The organism is Rhizobium sp. 11_C7_N12_5 (assembly GCF_051811145.1).
GTDB lineage: Bacteria > Pseudomonadota > Alphaproteobacteria > Rhizobiales > Rhizobiaceae > Rhizobium > Rhizobium lusitanum.
In genome coordinates, this window is the sequence record NZ_JBPWPY010000002.1 from 614,651 (window position 1) to 631,266 (window position 16,616).

The 16,616-nt window shown below is 58.9% G+C and carries 12 protein-coding genes and 1 pseudogene; 8 read left to right on the forward strand and 5 right to left on the reverse strand.

What is annotated here, in order from left to right:
* Window positions 1–37: 37 nt before the first annotated feature.
* Complete coding sequence (locus AB8B29_RS21975) at window positions 38–1,285, reverse strand: hypothetical protein (protein ID WP_047640989.1); 1,248 nt, start codon at window positions 1,283–1,285, stop codon at window positions 38–40.
* A 28-nt stretch (window positions 1,286–1,313) separates the two neighbouring features.
* On the reverse strand, window positions 1,314–3,371 hold the full coding sequence (locus AB8B29_RS21980) for an O-linked N-acetylglucosamine transferase, SPINDLY family protein (protein WP_047640994.1): 2,058 nt from the start codon (window positions 3,369–3,371) through the stop codon (window positions 1,314–1,316).
* Window positions 3,372–4,262: 891 nt separating this feature from the next.
* Here AB8B29_RS21980 and AB8B29_RS21985 point away from each other — a divergent pair.
* Window positions 4,263–10,142, forward strand: a complete 5,880-nt coding sequence (locus AB8B29_RS21985) for a beta strand repeat-containing protein (protein ID WP_439006713.1) — start codon at window positions 4,263–4,265, stop codon at window positions 10,140–10,142.
* A 156-nt stretch (window positions 10,143–10,298) separates the two neighbouring features.
* Here the strand turns inward: AB8B29_RS21985 and AB8B29_RS21990 are convergent, their stop codons facing one another.
* Together AB8B29_RS21990 and AB8B29_RS21995 are read right to left on the reverse strand one after the other, a co-directional pair.
* Complete coding sequence (locus tag AB8B29_RS21990; protein ID WP_113109024.1) at window positions 10,299–10,988, reverse strand: gamma-glutamyl-gamma-aminobutyrate hydrolase family protein; 690 nt, start codon at window positions 10,986–10,988, stop codon at window positions 10,299–10,301.
* A gap of 236 nt (window positions 10,989–11,224) precedes the next feature.
* Complete coding sequence (locus AB8B29_RS21995) at window positions 11,225–11,749, reverse strand: DUF6428 family protein (protein ID WP_113109023.1); 525 nt, start codon at window positions 11,747–11,749, stop codon at window positions 11,225–11,227.
* Between the two features lie 42 nt (window positions 11,750–11,791).
* Between AB8B29_RS21995 and AB8B29_RS22000 the strand changes: the two genes are divergently transcribed.
* The 7 genes from AB8B29_RS22000 to AB8B29_RS22030 all read left to right on the forward strand — a co-directional run bounded on the left by AB8B29_RS22000 (window position 11,792) and on the right by AB8B29_RS22030 (window position 16,354).
* Window positions 11,792–12,148 carry an ArsR/SmtB family transcription factor gene (locus AB8B29_RS22000; protein WP_113109022.1) on the forward strand — a complete coding sequence of 119 codons (357 nt, stop codon included), beginning with the start codon at window positions 11,792–11,794 and terminating at the stop codon, window positions 12,146–12,148.
* Complete coding sequence (locus AB8B29_RS22005) at window positions 12,145–12,675, forward strand: arsenate reductase ArsC (RefSeq protein WP_047558917.1); 531 nt, start codon at window positions 12,145–12,147, stop codon at window positions 12,673–12,675. Before AB8B29_RS22000 ends, AB8B29_RS22005 begins: the two co-directional genes overlap by 4 nt.
* A complete protein-coding gene (locus tag AB8B29_RS22010) occupies window positions 12,675–13,370 on the forward strand; it encodes an MIP/aquaporin family protein (protein WP_047558920.1) in 696 nt (231 codons plus the stop codon). Before AB8B29_RS22005 ends, AB8B29_RS22010 begins: the two co-directional genes overlap by 1 nt.
* The gene (gene arsC / locus AB8B29_RS22015) at window positions 13,367–13,789 is read left to right on the forward strand and encodes an arsenate reductase (glutaredoxin) (protein ID WP_037197596.1); all 423 of its coding nucleotides are present in this window, start codon (window positions 13,367–13,369) and stop codon (window positions 13,787–13,789) included. Before AB8B29_RS22010 ends, arsC begins: the two co-directional genes overlap by 4 nt.
* A complete protein-coding gene (gene arsH, locus AB8B29_RS22020) occupies window positions 13,764–14,489 on the forward strand; it encodes an arsenical resistance protein ArsH (RefSeq protein WP_162693777.1) in 726 nt (241 codons plus the stop codon). Before arsC ends, arsH begins: the two co-directional genes overlap by 26 nt.
* The gene (gene arsK / locus AB8B29_RS22025; protein WP_112442870.1) at window positions 14,486–15,712 is read left to right on the forward strand and encodes an arsenite efflux MFS transporter ArsK; all 1,227 of its coding nucleotides are present in this window, start codon (window positions 14,486–14,488) and stop codon (window positions 15,710–15,712) included. Before arsH ends, arsK begins: the two co-directional genes overlap by 4 nt.
* 219 nt (window positions 15,713–15,931) lie before the next feature.
* Window positions 15,932–16,354: a DoxX family protein gene (locus AB8B29_RS22030; protein WP_174157098.1), complete on the forward strand. Its 423-nt coding sequence runs from the start codon at window positions 15,932–15,934 to the stop codon at window positions 16,352–16,354.
* Window positions 16,355–16,371: 17 nt separating this feature from the next.
* On the opposite strand, the pseudogene AB8B29_RS22035 reads toward AB8B29_RS22030, so the two are convergent.
* Window positions 16,372–16,547: pseudogene (locus AB8B29_RS22035) on the reverse strand (non-homologous end-joining DNA ligase); the annotation flags it as partial.
* Between the last annotated feature and the right edge of the window lie 69 nt (window positions 16,548–16,616).

Here is a 16,616-nt window from a genome sequence, read left to right on the forward strand (position 1 = left end):
GATCTGGGGTAGTTCAAGCACGGGAGAGGGGCGGGGGCTATTTTCTCCTTGCCTGCATCAAGGCACTGTAGGCATCGATCAGGCGGTCGACATCAAGTCCGTTTTCTTGCGGGCCGAAACTCAGATGGCTCACCATAAAGTCAGAATAGATAGCTGTAAGACGCCCCAGAAGCTCTGGTAAATCGATCGTCAACTGGGCCTCATCATCGCCCTTTGGCAGCGCCATATGCACCAAATCCTTCCCAAGCCAGGAAATAAAATTGATCGACTGACGCCCTTTCCACTCAACAACCTGAGCAGGCAACGGCAGTCGCTTGTCATGGCTTTGCAAGAAGAAGTCATGGAGCTCAGTCGCGCGCTTCCCGCTCTGCCACAAGCTTCCACCAAATCCTCCCGGCGGATGTTCAAATTGGCCGAGCCGATCAGGAAGCGATCCTGCGACCTGCTGCCAGTACGCACACACTCCATTGTTCACGACATTGGCCGAAACGATGAAGTAGTTCGGGTTGCTCCGTCTAAATTCTATAAAGCCGTCGAGCTTATCGACGTCCACGTAGACAATGTCATCGTCACACTTCAAAAATACCGTATCCGAAAACCTCTGCAGCCTGGTTGCGTAGTAATTGTAGGCCTGCCAGTATGGGGGCCTCTCGTCCGGATTGCCGAGGAAACGCTGTATGCGTGAGCCGGAGTTGCCGAGCTCCAAACCGGCACCCCATCCTCCACGCACCATGATCGATGCGCCAAATGGCAAATTGATTTCCTGCCATTGGCCGACGAGCACGTGATTGACGTGTAGTTGAACACCGCCCGCGTCACTTTTGAGAACGATCTGATTAGGCATACCCGGAGAGAGAATACCAGGCGTTGACCTCGTCCATGTCGCCGAATCATTTGGACGTTCGGAATTCATCAATTCACTGCGCGGAAGTTTGCGCAGAGCCGTATACTGATTGTCCCAGCCGCCTATGACGATTTCGAAAAAGTGGTCGCTATCATCATGTGGCAAGATCGCAATATGAAGATCATTGGTGATCGACGCGCTCGCGCGGAACCAAGACTGGTTGGTAACGGCTCCCGCCAACTGATATTGGGCGCCGGATCCCATATAGCGCGCCGGGCCAAATTCGCGGCTGATCCATTCATGGTCGTTCTGTGAACGCGTGAAATCCCAAATATGCCACTCGTCTATTATTCCGCGATCCATCGCTTCGCGGATGTAGTCGTTCAGAATTTCCATTCTCTTCTGCCTGCCGGCAAATGTCACAAGTACAACAGGGGCCATACAATTCTCACTGCTTGAAATGAGTGCGTTAGTTACGGATTTGGAGTGGCAGCTCTGCCCACAGGCGGCCGTCGGGCGAGACTGGTGTATAGTCGTGCCGCTGGATCAACTTTTCGATGTATCGGTGCCTGTAAGTTCGGTCGTCTTGGAACTCCACATTCTCCAAAACGATCTCCGCCCCGATTTCGTAGTATAGGTCGAGATTACGCAAATCCGGCGTTGGAGTTTCACCACGCTCAGATTCGCCCTGCATTTGCCAGAACAACTGTTCAAGGCGCCGTGCCGTACCCGGCATGTCGCGCAAGGCGCTCGTGTCTCGCTGGCGTTGCAATGCTTCTCTGATCGCCCTTAACCGACCAGATTGCCGCGCAAGATCGATGGCCTTCGCCACATAATCATCCGGTCCGTGACAAATCAGTTCACCGACGCCCGCTGCAGAAACGATGCTGGCGCAGAAACGCGCGGCGAAGCCTCTCCCGGGAAAGGTAAGAACCGGCAAGCCCATCGTCAGAGCATCTGATGCCGTAGAGTGAGCGCCGTAAGGGAAGGTATCGAGGAAGAGGTCGGCCAACCCAATTCGAGCAAGATGGTCTGGGTTGGCAGCCTTAGGCGCGAAAATTAGGCGTTCGGCGGCAACGCCATGTTGCGCTGCTATTTGGCGCAGGCGCTGATTGACATCGTCATCGCCGCCAAGCAACCACAAAACGCTGTCGGGAACTGCCGAAAGTATCGTCATCCAGCGAGCAAAGCATGCGGCGGTGATTTTCTGCATGCCGTTAAAGCAGGCAAATATAAAATTATTCTCAGGCAGTCCTGCTTCCGGGCGGCTTGGCCGGGAGCCTATGAGCCGTTTGCGATCGACAGGTTGATCACACGCGATCCGCAGCACCTTTTCCGTGAAATAGATTTCATTTTCGGGCGGAATGATTTGGTCGTCCGCAATGATATATTGATGATAGGGGCTGCCCATGGAACCGGGGTAGCCGCAGAAATTGACGATCACCGGGGCTGGGCGGAAGGCAAAGATTCCCGTTCTCGCATGCTTTGTATAGCCGTTGACGTCGATGAGGATGTCGATTTCGTCCGCACCAATCTGTGCGGCCGCATCGATATCGCTGAGCCCGGTAATATCACGCCAAGAGTCGATGGCGATTTTGATCCGTTCCTGTGTCGCATCGTTCGTTCGCGGCTCACCGCAATAATAAGCGAAAACTTCGACGCTACGCTTGTCATGTAGCTCGAGAACCTCGCTGAGCGCGAAGCCCACAGCGTGATCCCGCAAATCTGACGATACATAGCCGACACGCAAGCGCTGTTCGGTTCCGGTTTTCATCCGTGGCTGCTTGCGTGGGAAGTTCTTAAGATCGGGTTGTCCGACCAGTTGCTTATTGTAGCGATAAGCTTTGGCAAGCTGAAACAAGGGATCGTCGACGTGGCAGGCAAGCGTCAACGGAGACATCGCGTCGAGCAATTGTCGTGTTGAAACATGATCCGAGCCAACCAATGTTGGCCATTTGCATTGGCGCTGCCGCAGTGACGTCCAATGCTGAGCTGATTCGGTTTTGTCCGGCCGCAACTCGATAGCTTGCCATAGCGCCGTTTCTGCCTTTTCGAAATGACCTGCGTTTTCGAGAACGCGGCCGACATGCTGCAGCATCATCAAACGATGACCTGCTCGTTCCGCCGTGATTTCATTCGTGGCATCCAGGTAACTGTACCATTGCTGGACTGCCTGGCCGGTTGAACCGCAATCTTCGAGTGCCCGACCAAGGTTGATGTGTGCCTGCCCGAATCGCGGATCAATTTTCAAACAGGCGCGCAGCGCGTGAATCGCTCCAGCCACATCCCCCAACTGCCGCAAAATGACGGAGTAATTGAAGTAGACAACGTGCAGCAACGGATGCGTGTCGTTGAACGCGATCCACGTTCTGTAAAGCTCTGACGCCAGCCGTGCTTGACCCGTCTCGCTGAGGCTCTCAACGAGTTGCAGTAACTCGGAAAGGGATAGGTGCTGATTTCGCGCCCTGTTCAGGAGCTCTACGAGCGGAGGCGGAACATCCGGGGCAACTGCATTGTTAACGAGCATATGCATCCTAGCAGTAAATGGTCTTCCGGTCGGGTTCGAAGCCGGAGGAAGTGGCATTGCTCTCGTGTATCGATGCTAGCTTGCTTTGAGCTTGTCACTATTTCGCGCATGTGCGGTCAATATTCGATTTTATTAATTAATTATTGTATCAATAACGAACAAATGATCTTATTGGGCGGCGCGATATGTATAACTCAGTTAAACCAAGGCATTTTTTGCAATTAAAATGTGATATTTTTTATGCATTATGTAAATATGAGAGATTTATAGCATAATTTTAATGTTATATGCCATATATTGCGGGATATAACTAGTTGTATTGAAAAAATAATGCGTATTTCCCAAAGGTTAATTTGACTTCGCCGTAATTATTGATTTCTTCGAGCGGAATACAGGAATTAAGCTTGTATGTCCGCAAGCTCTCTCGCGGATTGTGGATTAATATAAGTATATCCCCGGTTGTTTTTCGTGGCTTCTGGTAAAAGTTGTGCCACGTTAACCGTAAATTAAAGGCGGCCCATTAATTCTCTGGTTAAGACACGGGCTGATGACGCAACATTAGCGTGTGCTGAAGTCAAGATTTTGATCAAACGGCTCAGCGCTAGCGAGACGTTTATACGAAGGCGTTGGGATCAGGGTCGTTACGGACCCTGCGTGCATGAAGCCCTTCCAGCGCTTCGGCTTTCGCGAGCCATGTTTCTCACAACATTCTTTCCGTCCGGCAGGACACTTGAGTGGCAGGCGCAATAACCGCCTCTGACCACGTGGGTGTCGGGGTTTCGGCGCGACCTGCGTCCGAAGCCCCGGTCAAGAGACAGGCGCGCTCTTTTACGCTGTCGACGTCAGAGAAATGGCATCAGCTATAGGTTAACATTAGGGGCCCCCACACCAATGACCTCAATCATTTCTTCTTTGACCGTCAATCAGATCAAATCTCTTTCCACCACCGTCATCGCATCTCTCACGACCAGTGACGTGGCAGCATTGAGCACCACGCAAATCAAAGCGCTTTCCTCATCACAGATCAAAGCGCTGCAGACCGACGAGGTCGCAGCCCTGACGACCGATCAGATGAGCGCGGTATCCGCCAGCGCGATCAAGGGTCTCAGCCTGAGCCAATTGGCGGTTCTCGACACGACAAAAATAGAAAACCTGAGCACAGAGCAGGTCGCCGCCTTTAGCGCGGATCAGATTGGGGGATTTGGCTCGGCGCAGGCTGAGGCTTTGACCACCTCACAGGTCCACGTCTTGAGCTCCGCCCAGATCGGCGCCTTGTCGACGGATGACATTGCCGGCTTCTCGACCGCCGACATCGCCGCCATCACGACTGCCGCTCTTGCCGGTCTGTCGACGGCCAATGTCGCGGTCTTGTCGTCCGATCAGGCTGCCGCCTTGACCACGGCACAGGTTGCTGTGCTGAAAACCACTCAGATCCATGCTCTGACCTCGACCCAAGTCGGTGCACTCAGCACCTCGCAGGTCGGAACTTTCAGTTCGACCCAGGTCGGTGCTCTCACCACGGACAATGTCGCGGGCCTGTCGACCACCCAGGTTGCAGCGCTTAGCGCCAAGTCGGTCGCCGGCTTCACCACGGCCCAGGTCGGTGCGCTCGGTTCCGACAAGGTTGCCGCCCTGACGACCGCTCAGGTCGGCGCCCTGAGCTCTGCTCAGATCGGTGCTTTGAGCAGCGCCGAGATCGCTGGTCTGTCGACCGCTGACATCGCTGCCATCAACACCGCAGCACTGGGCAGCTTATCAACGGCCAATATCGCAATCCTGTCGTCCGATCAGGCTGCTGCCTTGACCACGGCCCAGGTCGCGACGCTCAAGACCACGCAGATCCATGCTCTGACATCGACCCAGGTCGGTGCGCTCAGCACCTCGCAGGTCGGAACTTTCAGTTCGACCCAGGTCGGTGCCCTCACGACCGACAACGTCGCCGGTCTTTCGACCACGCAGATTGGTGCTCTCACCTCAAAGTCTGTGACGGGTCTGTCCACCGCTCAGGTCGGCGCGCTGAGTTCGACACAGGTCGAGGCGCTGAGCCCCGTCCTTATCGGTTCGTTGAATTCTGCCCAGATCGGTGCCTTGTCGACAGACGATATCGCCAGCTTCTCGACCGCCGACATCGCCGCCATCACGACTGCCGCTCTTGCCGGTCTGTCGACGGCCAATGTCGCGGTCTTGTCGTCCGATCAGGCTGCCGCTTTGACCACGGCACAGGTTGCTACGCTCAAGACCACGCAGATCCATGCTCTGACGTCGACCCAGGTCGGTGCGCTCAGCACCTCTCAGGTCGGCACCTTGAATGCCGCTCAGGTCGGTGCCCTCACGACCGACAACGTCGCCGGTCTTTCGACCACGCAGATTGGTGCTCTCACCTCAAAGTCCGTGACCGGTCTGTCGACCGCTCAGGTCGGTGCCCTAAGCTCGACACAGGTCGAGGCTTTGAGCCCCACGCTTGTCGGTTCGTTGAACTCCGCACAAATCGGGGCCTTGTCGACGGCTGACATCGCTACCTTCTCGACCGCCGACATCGCAGCGATCAACACCGCGGCGCTTGCCGGTCTGTCGACGGCCAATGTCGCGGCCCTGTCGTCTGATCAGGCTGCCGCCTTGACCACGGCTCAGGTCGCGACACTCAAGACCACGCAGGTCAACGCCCTGACCTCGACCCAGGTCGGTGCGCTCAGCACCTCTCAGGTTGGAGCTTTCAGCGCAACCCAGGTCGGTGCTCTGACCACGGACAATGTCGCCGGACTGTCGACCACGCAGGCCGCAGCGCTTAGCGCCAAGTCGATCACCGGTCTCACCACCGCTCAGGTCGGTGTACTTGGCTCGGCCAATGTCGCGGCACTCTCCACGGCTCAGGTCGGTGCCCTGAACTCCACTCAGATCGGTGCCTTGAGCAGCGCTGAGCTTGCCGGTCTGTCGACCGCCGATATCGCCGCCATCAACACCGCGGCGCTTGCCGGTCTCTCAACGGGTAACGTTGCGACACTATCGTCTGACCAGGCTGCTGCGTTGACGACGGCACAGGTTGCTACGCTCAAGACCACGCAGATCCATGCTCTGACGTCGACCCAGGTCGGTGCGCTCAGCACCTCGCAGGTTGGAGCTTTCAGCGCTGCCCAGGTCGGTGCTCTGACCACGGACAATGTCGCCGGACTGTCGACCACGCAGGCCGCAGCGCTTAGCGCCAAGTCGATCACCGGTCTTACCACCGCTCAGGTCGGTGTACTCGGCTCGGCCAATGTCGCGGCACTCTCCACGGCTCAGGTCGGTGCCCTGAACTCCACTCAGATCGGTGCCTTGAGCAGCGCTGAGCTTGCTGGTCTGTCGACGGCGGATATCGCCGCCATCAACACCGCCGCCCTCGGAGGACTGTCGGAGGCCAATGTTGCAGCCCTGTCGTCTGATCAGGCTGCCGCTTTGACCACGGCTCAGGTCGCGACGCTCAAGACCACGCAGATCCACGCTCTGACCTCGACCCAGGTCGGTGCGCTCAGCACCTCTCAGGTTGGAGCTTTCAGTTCGACCCAGGTCGGTGCTCTGACTACCGACAATGTTGCGGGCCTGTCGACCACGCAGGCCGCGGCCCTCAGCGCCAAGTCGATCACCGGTCTCACCACCGCTCAGGTCGGCGCACTCGGCTCGGCCAATGTCGCGGCACTCTCCACGGCTCAGGTCGGTGCCCTGAACTCTACTCAGATCGGCGCTTTGAGCAGCGACGAAATCGCCGGTCTGTCGACGGCGGATATCGCCGCCATCAACACCGCCGCTCTCGGAGGACTGTCGACGGCCAATGTCGCGGTCTTGTCGTCCGACCAGGCAGCTGCCTTGACGACGGCACAGGTTGCTACACTGAAGACCACGCAGATCCATGCTCTGACGTCGAGCCAGGTCGGTGCGCTCAGCACCTCTCAGGTCGGCACTCTCAGCGCTGCCCAGGTCGGTGCACTGACCACGGACAATGTCGCCGGTCTTTCGACCACGCAGATTGGTGCTCTCACCTCAAAGTCTGTGACGGGTCTGTCCACCGCTCAGGTCGGTGCACTGAGCTCGACACAGGTCGAGGCTTTGAGCCCCGCGCTTGTCGGTTCGTTGAACTCCGCACAAATTGGTGCCTTGAGCAGCGCTGACATCGCCAGCTTCTCGACCGCCGACATCGCAGCAATCAACACCGCGGCGCTTGCCGGTCTGTCGACGGCCAATGTCGCAGCCCTGTCGTCCGATCAGGCTGCCGCCTTGACCACGGCGCAGGTTGCTACACTGAAGACCACACAGGTCAACGCCCTGACCTCGACCCAGGTCGGTGCGCTCAGCACCTCTCAGGTTGGAGCTTTCAGTTCGACCCAGGTCGGTGCTCTGACTACCGACAATGTCGCCGGACTGTCGACCACGCAGGCCGCAGCCCTCAGCGCCAAGTCGATCACCGGTCTTACCACCGCTCAGGTCGGCGCACTCGGCTCGGCCAATGTCGCGGCACTCAGCACGGCTCAGGTCGGTGCCCTGAACTCCACTCAGATCGGTGCCTTGAGCAGCGCAGAACTCGCTGGTCTGTCGACGGCGGATATCGCCGCCATCAACACCGCCGCTCTCGGAGGACTGTCGGAGACCAACGTTGCGACACTATCGTCTGATCAGGCTGCTGCCTTGACGACGGCTCAGGTCGCGACGCTCAAGACCACGCAGATCCATGCTCTGACCTCGACCCAGGTCGGTGCGCTCAGCACCTCTCAGGTTGGCACTCTCAGCGCTGCCCAGGTCGGCGCTCTGACCACGGACAACGTCGCCGGTCTTTCGACCACGCAGATTGGTGCTCTCACCTCAAAGTCCGTGACCGGTCTGTCGACCGCTCAGGTCGGTGCCCTAAGCTCGACACAGGTCGAGGCTTTGAGCCCCACGCTTGTCGGTTCGTTGAACTCCGCACAAATCGGGGCCTTGTCGACGGCTGACATCGCTACCTTCTCGACCGCCGACATCGCAGCGATCAACACCGCGGCGCTTGCCGGTCTGTCGACGGCCAATGTCGCGGCCCTGTCGTCTGATCAGGCTGCCGCCTTGACCACGGCTCAGGTCGCGACACTCAAGACCACGCAGGTCAACGCCCTGACCTCGACCCAGGTCGGTGCGCTCAGCACCTCTCAGGTTGGAGCTTTCAGCGCAACCCAGGTCGGTGCTCTGACCACGGACAATGTCGCCGGACTGTCGACCACGCAGGCCGCAGCGCTTAGCGCCAAGTCGATCACCGGTCTTACCACCGCTCAGGTCGGCGCACTCGGCTCGGCCAATGTCGCGGCACTCAGCACGGCTCAGGTCGGTGCCCTGAACTCCACTCAGATCGGTGCCTTGAGCAGCGCTGAGCTTGCTGGTCTGTCGACGGCGGATATCGCCGCCATCAACACCGCCGCTCTCGGAGGACTGTCGGAGACCAATGTCGCAGCCCTGTCGTCTGATCAGGCTGCCGCCTTGACCACGGCTCAGGTCGCGACGCTCAAGACCACGCAGATCCATGCTCTGACGTCGACCCAGGTCGGTGCGCTCAGCACCTCGCAGGTCGGCACTCTCAGCGCTGCCCAGGTCGGGGCCTTGACCACGGACAATGTTGCGGGCCTGTCGACCACGCAGGCCGCAGCGCTTAGCGCCAAGTCGATCACCGGTCTCACCACCGCTCAGGTCGGTGTACTCGGCTCGGCCAATGTCGCGGCACTCTCCACGGCTCAGGTCGGTGCCCTGAACTCCACTCAGATCGGTGCCTTGAGCAGCGCAGAACTCGCTGGTCTGTCGACGGCGGATATCGCCGCCATCAACACCGCCGCTCTCGGAGGACTGTCGGAGGCCAATGTCGCAGCCCTGTCGTCTGATCAGGCTGCCGCTTTGACCACGGCTCAGGTCGCGACGCTCAAGACCACGCAGATCCACGCTCTGACCTCGACGCAGGTCGGTGCGCTCAGCACCTCGCAGGTTGGAGCTTTCAGTTCGACCCAGGTCGGTGCTCTGACCACGGACAATGTTGCGGGCCTGTCGACCACGCAGGCCGCGGCCCTCAGCGCCAAGTCGATCACCGGTCTCACCACCGCTCAGGTCGGCGCACTCGGCTCGGCCAATGTCGCGGCACTCGGCACGGCTCAGGTCGGTGCCCTGAACTCCACTCAGATCGGTGCCTTGAGCAGCGCAGAACTCGCTGGTCTGTCGACGGCGGATATCGCCGCCATCAACACCGCCGCTCTCGGAGGACTGTCGGAGACCAACGTTGCGACACTATCGTCTGATCAGGCTGCTGCCTTGACGACGGCTCAGGTCGCGACGCTCAAGACCACGCAGATCCATGCTCTGACCTCGACCCAGGTCGGTGCGCTCAGCACCTCTCAGGTTGGCACTCTCAGCGCTGCCCAGGTCGGCGCTCTGACCACGGACAACGTCGCCGGTCTTTCGACCACGCAGATTGGTGCTCTCAGCACAAAGTCTGTGACGGGTCTGTCCACCGCACAGGTCGGCGCACTGAGCTCGACACAGGTCGAGGCTTTGAGCTCGACACAGACCGCAGCCTTGACTTCAAGTCAGATAGGTGCGCTGTCGACGGCCGATATTGCGGTCTTCTCAACCGATGATATCGCGGCTATCACCACCACAGCCCTTGCCGGTCTGTCGACGACGGATATCGGAAGCTTGTCGAGCGGTCAGTTGCAAGCGATCACGACAACACAGCTGCAGGCTATGAACACTGATCAGGTAGCAGCCGTCATTGCGGCTTATCACGCCGCCTAATCCAATCGCACAGCGATTGCGGTGCGATTAGTCTCGAACGACACGAAAATATTCACGGCGCCTACAAGGCGCCGTGAACTTTTGATCGGCTATGTGGCGGAAGCCCAGCAAGCGGTTGCAAAAAGCGTCAGTCTCAACCGTTGATGCGGCCACAGTTTATGAGGCCGCGTCTACGAAGCCACGAAAAACGCGGTTTCCCGGATGGTCCGTTCCGGCAAATAGCTCCTGGTGCCATTGAAGGCCAATCGCAAACGCGTTGGATACGATTTCGATGGCCTCCACGATACCGTCTTCTGCGCAGGCACTCGCAATCACGGCGGGCGAAAGTTGCACGACCGCTTCGCGGTGAAAAGTGTTCACCTCAATGCGCAGCGTGCCGATAATGTCCGCCAGCCGCGAGCCTGGAAGGATATCGACGAAATGCAGTTGCCCTCGCTTGTCGTGCTCGGACGCAGCAGGAACGGATGCGCGTAGGTCGGGTGTGAGGCGACATCCGCTCAGGCAGGCAAGCATCTGCATACCCGCGCAAATGCCGAGGACGGGCTTGTTCCTCTCAAGGTAGCCCTCAACCATGGCTCTTTCGACATCGAGGCGTTCCGATGGTGGGGCTTTGGAGACTTCGCCGGGGATATACCAATCGTCGGGATAAGCGAACCGGCCGCCCACAGACACCAGGCCATCAAACTCGTTCAAAACAACATCCACGACTTCAGGCAGATAGGGGATGCCGAAAGGTAGGCCTCCCGCATCCCGAATAGCCTGAAAATATCCCTTCGCCGCTTCGTAGCGGGTGCCGCCTGTGCTCGTGTTCTCATCGAGAATGATGGCAATGCGGGGCTGATGCATGAGGTCCGGTCCTCCAACCTTTGCTTATTTCAACATAGATTCCCCTACGTCACGAAATGAGCAGCCTTTAAACAAGTACAGGCGTCTGTATAAACTCGGATCTAAATCGAGCGCAATTTCGTTGGGCTCTCGGCATTCACACTGGGCTGTCGACCTTCCAATTAAAGCGATGGGACGACCGATACCCTGAGGGCAAGAGCATAAGCTGGGCTCCGTCGATACGGTCTTTCTCACTTTTATCCGCAGCAGGCGCTCTTTTGCGATGAAGGACCGCAGCAGCTAACGCCTTTTCCAGTTTCCTCAGCAAGCCAGCGATCGCGGGGCTTGCAGCTTGCCGGCCGTGCCGCAAGCTCGATATGGACCTGACCGGCGCGAAGGTTAGGGTAGGCTGCCTGGTAAAGCTGCATCGGCTGCACGCCATCGCTCACCTCAAAGGTCAGCTTGGCCGAGCCGTCGAGTTTCACATGTTCGGACACTTTGCGAATGATCGCCGCGAACTTGCCGGCCGGCATATGGGTGCGATCATCCTCGTCAATATCCCAAAGCTGCACGAAAATCTCCGTCCAGGCTTCCGGGTTGGCGCCGCAGTCGAGCGCGGCGAACTGGCCGGCTTTGACCTCGGTCACATGATAGCCACCCTTCACAGACCGACCGTCGTAGTGGAACACCAGTGGCAGATCCTTCGCTGTCGCCAGCGTTTCGAGAAGCAAACCAAGGCTGATATCGGTGCGCTGAATTTTCGAGTTGTCGATCGCATTCATTTGCGGTATTCCTCGTTTCAATGATTCAAGGATGATTGAAATATGGACCAGCGTCAAGCCCTCGGCGCCTTCGCCGCCCTTTCTCAGGAAACCCGCCTGCAGATCGTGCGCCTGCTCGTTGTTGCCGGTCCGGAGGGCATGGCTGCCGGCGCCTTGGCCGAGAAGGTCGAGGTCTCCCCGTCGAACATCTCCTTCCATCTCAAGGAGCTCGAGCATTCCGGGTTGATTGCCGCGCAACGACAATCCCGCTCGATCATCTACACCGCCCACTATGAATCCCTGGGCGGCCTGGTCCGCTTCCTGATGGAAGATTGCTGCTCCGGTCACCCGGAAATTTGTGCACCCGCCGCGGAGGTCGCGGCCTGCTGCACTCCTAAAATGGAGGAGAAACTGCGATGACCACCGACCGCGTTTACAATGTTCTCTTTCTCTGCACCGGCAATTCCGCCCGCTCGATCCTGGCGGAGTCGATCCTCAACACCGAAGGGAAGGGCCGTTTCAAGGCCTATTCGGCCGGCAGCCAGCCGAAGGGCGAGGTCAATCCGCACGCATTGAAGGAACTCGAAGCACTGGGCTATCCGTCTACGGGCTTCCGTTCGAAGGGCTGGGACGAGTTCGCCAAGCCGGGCGCACCGGAAATGGACTTCATCTTCACGGTCTGCGACAGCGCCGCCGGCGAGGCCTGCCCGGTCTGGATCGGCCATCCGATGACTGCCCACTGGGGAATCGAGGATCCCGCCGCCGTCGAAGGCAACGAAGTCGAGAAGGCTCGTGCCTTTGCTCAGGCCGCAAGATATCTGAAAAACCGTATATCGCTGTTCGTGAACCTGCCGCTCGCTACGATCGACAAGCTCGCATTGGAAACGCACCTGCGTCAGATCGGCGCGATGGAAGGCGCCAGCCAAAAGCAGGCCGAGGCAAACTGATGGCCGGGTTCGATCTGACGCGCCGGTTGGTCGCCGAGACCCTTGGCACCGCGATGCTGGTCGCGACCGTGGTCGGATCGGGCATCATGGCAACGTCGCTGACACAGGACGTAGGGCTCGCGCTACTCGGCAACACTTTGGCGACAGGCGCCATCCTCGTCGTGCTGATCACCGTGCTCGGACCGATCTCCGGCGCCCACTTCAATCCGGCGGTATCGCTGGTCTTCGCAATGTCGCGCGTACTGCCGAAGCGCGATTTTGGCGGGTATGTCCTGGCACAGGTTGCTGGAGGAGTGGTCGGCACGCTGGCTGCGCATCTGATGTTCGACCTGCCGCTGATCGAGCTGTCGAGCAGAGTTCGCACCGGTGGCGCGCAATGGTTCTCGGAAGGTGTTGCAACCTTCGGGCTGGTGGCGACCATCCTTGCCGGCATCAAGTTCGAACAGAAGGCGGTGCCGTGGTTGGTCGGACTTTACATCACCGCCGCCTACTGGTTCACCGCCTCGACCTCTTTCGCCAATCCGGCAGTGGCCTTGGCCCGCTCGCTGACCAATACCTTCTCCGGCATTCGCCCGGTCGATCTTCCGGGCTTCTGGGTGGCGGAGATCGCCGGCGCGGTCGCAGCCCTTATCCTGTTCACTTGGCTGCTGCAGCCACGTGCGTCATCAACCGTATCGTCAGAGGCAAAGCTATGAACGTCACCATCTATCACAATCCGGCCTGCGGCACCTCGCGCAATACGTTGGCGATGATCCGTAATGCTGGCATCGACCCGACCGTCATTGAATATCTCAAGACGCCGCCATCGCGTGAAGAGCTCGCCAAGATGATCGCCGACGCACGTCTCAGCGTGCGTGAAGCCATTCGTCAGAAGGATACGCCCTACGCCGAGCTCGGTCTCGACAATCCTGCCTTGACCGACGATCAGCTGCTCGATGCAATGTTGAAAGACCCGATCCTGATCAACCGGCCGTTCGTGATCACACCGCTCGGCACGCGCCTGTCCAGGCCATCGGAGGTCGTGCTCGAGATCCTGCCGGAAACGCACAAGGGCGCCTTCACCAAGGAAGACGGCGAGAAGGTGCTCGATGCCGAGGGCAAGCGCATTGTCTGATCTGCCAGCCGCTTCGCCGGCACATCTGTGCCACATTGACTTGGAGACGTTGCGGCCGCCGTTCTCCACGCACAAGCCCCGCATCCTGATCCTCTACGGCTCGCTGCGCGCCATCTCCTACAGCCGTTTCCTCGCGCATGAGGCCGGCCGGTTGCTCGAGCACTTCGGCTGCGAGGTGCGGATATTCAATCCGGAAGGTCTGCCGCTACCCGACGGCGCGCCGGTCAGCCATCCGAAGGTGCAGGAACTGCGCGAGTTGTCAGCATGGTCCGAGGGTCAGGTCTGGGTCAGCCCGGAACGCCATGGTGCGATGACTGGCATCATGAAGGCACAGATCGACTGGATACCGCTCTCGGTCGGCTCCGTGCGGCCAACGCAGGGCAAGACGCTGGCAGTGATGCAGGTGTCGGGTGGCTCACAATCGTTTAACGCCGTCAATCAGTTGCGGATTCTCGGGCGCTGGATGCGGATGATCACCATCCCGAACCAATCGTCGGTCGCCAAGGCCTTCCAGGAGTTCGACGCCGACGGCCGGATGAAACCATCCTCCTTTTACGACAGGGTCGTCGACGTCTGCGAGGAACTGGTCAAATTCACCTGGCTGACGCGTGACGCATCAGATTACCTCACCGATCGTTACAGCGAGCGGAAGGAAGAAGCAGAAAAGCTCGAGCAGCGTGTGAGTCTGAAATCCCTATGACCACCAGCAACGAACGGCCACCCATCGCCGTAATCCTCGCCCTCGGTCTCACGCAGATCATCGGCTACGGAACGCTCTATTACAGCTTCAGCATCCTCGCGCCGGATATGGCGCGGGATTTGAACTGGTCGTCGGAATGGATTTTTGGTGCGCTATCAGCGGCTCTCCTGATCGGCGGTCTCGCCGCGCCAACGATGGGCAAGTGGATCGATCGCTTTGGCGCCGGCAGGATCATGACGGCCGGCTCGGCGATCGCGGCTGCGGCGCTTGCCGCCTGCGCGTTTGCTCCCGGCAAGGTCGCCTTCGTTGCCGCGCTGATCGCGATCGAGACTGCATCCAACCTGGTGCAATATGGGGCGGCTTTCGCATTGCTCGTCCAGATCAGGCCGAAGGTTGCCCAGCGCAGCATTACCTATCTGACGCTGATCGCCGGCTTTGCTTCGACGATCTTCTGGCCGATCACGACGGCGTTGCATACGCATCTCTCCTGGCAAAACGTCTATCTGATCTTCGCGGCGATCAATCTTCTGGTCTGCCTTCCCATTCATGCGTGGTTGTCGCACAGCGTCAGCGAAATCCGCAAACGCGAGAAGAACGAAGCGCCAAGGCATGTCGAACCAAGCCTTCCGCCGTCGATCCGGACGCCGGCCTTCATCCTGATGGTCATGGGGTTTGCCTTGGAGAGCTTCGTCAACGCAGCACTGCTGGTCCATATGGTTCCCGTGCTGTCCGGACTTGGGCTTGGAGCCATGGCCGTGATGGTCGGCATGCTTTTTGGCCCGTCGCAGGTGCTGAGCCGCTTCACCAACATGGTCTTCGGGGGTGGTCTATCGCAACTGACGCTCGCGCTTATCTCCGCTGTGTTGTTGCCGGCAGCTCTTGTCGTTTTGATAGTCACTGCGCCGTCGGTGCTGGGCGCACTGGCGTTTGCCGTCGTCTTCGGTCTTGGGTCGGGGCTGAACAGCATCGTGCAGGGGACTTTGCCACTGGCACTATTTGGAAGTGAGGGCTACGGAAAGCGGCAGGGACAAGTCTTAGCCATTCGTCTGATGATCTCATCGACCGCACCGTTTATTCTGGCGTTCATGATGGAAAACATCGGCGTATCCTGGTCTCTGTCTGTCGCCGCCGTACTCGGCACTGTCGCCGTTGCAGCGTTCTTCGGCATCATGCGGCTGATGCGGCCACTGACCAGACCCCAACCTCTTCTAAACGGACGGTAACCTTCCAACTGGAAGGAGATGGCAGCGCCTCTGCATCTGAGAATGAAATCACGCAGGCCTCTGTTTTCGGCGCGGTCTTTTCCATAGCGGCAGATGACGTGAAGATGGGCTCCCCCGGTGCAGGCGATCGCTCCCGGCAAAAATTTTCCCGGCCTCTGTCGGAACCCCCTTCTGTTGGCCGTCCTTGGAGCATTAAACGCTTCAACCCGGAGGGATATCGTGGAAAACGCTCAATCGGCTTGGCAGACCGCCGCCATTCTCATCGCCCGCCTAATCTTCGCTGCCGTCTTTATGATGGCCGTCTCATTCAAATTCATGGATATGGGCGCCACTGCCAGCTATATCGCCGCCGCCGGCTTCCCGTTCTCGCCGTTGTTGGCCTGGTGTGCAGCGATCCTCGAAGTGCTGCTAGTCATTGCCTTCTTGACTGGCGCCTTCTTCACCCCGGCGGCGATCGTTGCTGCCGTTTATGTGATCTTCCTCGGATTCTCATTCCATGGCCCGTCGCACTGGGCCGGCAACCAGGCGGAGTTCGGCTTCTTCGTCGACCACTTTACCTTTGTAGCCGGTCTGTTCTTTGCCGCCGTGCACGGGCCGGGGAGCGTGCTTGCCGTCAGGGCGGGTTGGCCTGGCGGGGCGTGAGCGTCCGGCTTTACATGGACGGAAGCCGGATTCTGAACCGCACATAGACCCTTATACGACGGGCGGCGCAGATTGCCGGCGTTGGTCCAACCACGAAATTCGATCTCGCAATCGGTGTTGGTTGGGCGAAGACCAGACCTTTGCCCTTAAGCGGCACCACCGGTTGTTTTGTCTTGGGCCTGCCCAGCGTCTGTATGTTCGATAATGACTTCGGCGGCGTTCCCATCAAATTCACCGTGGATCCGATGCCCGATCGGCAGCA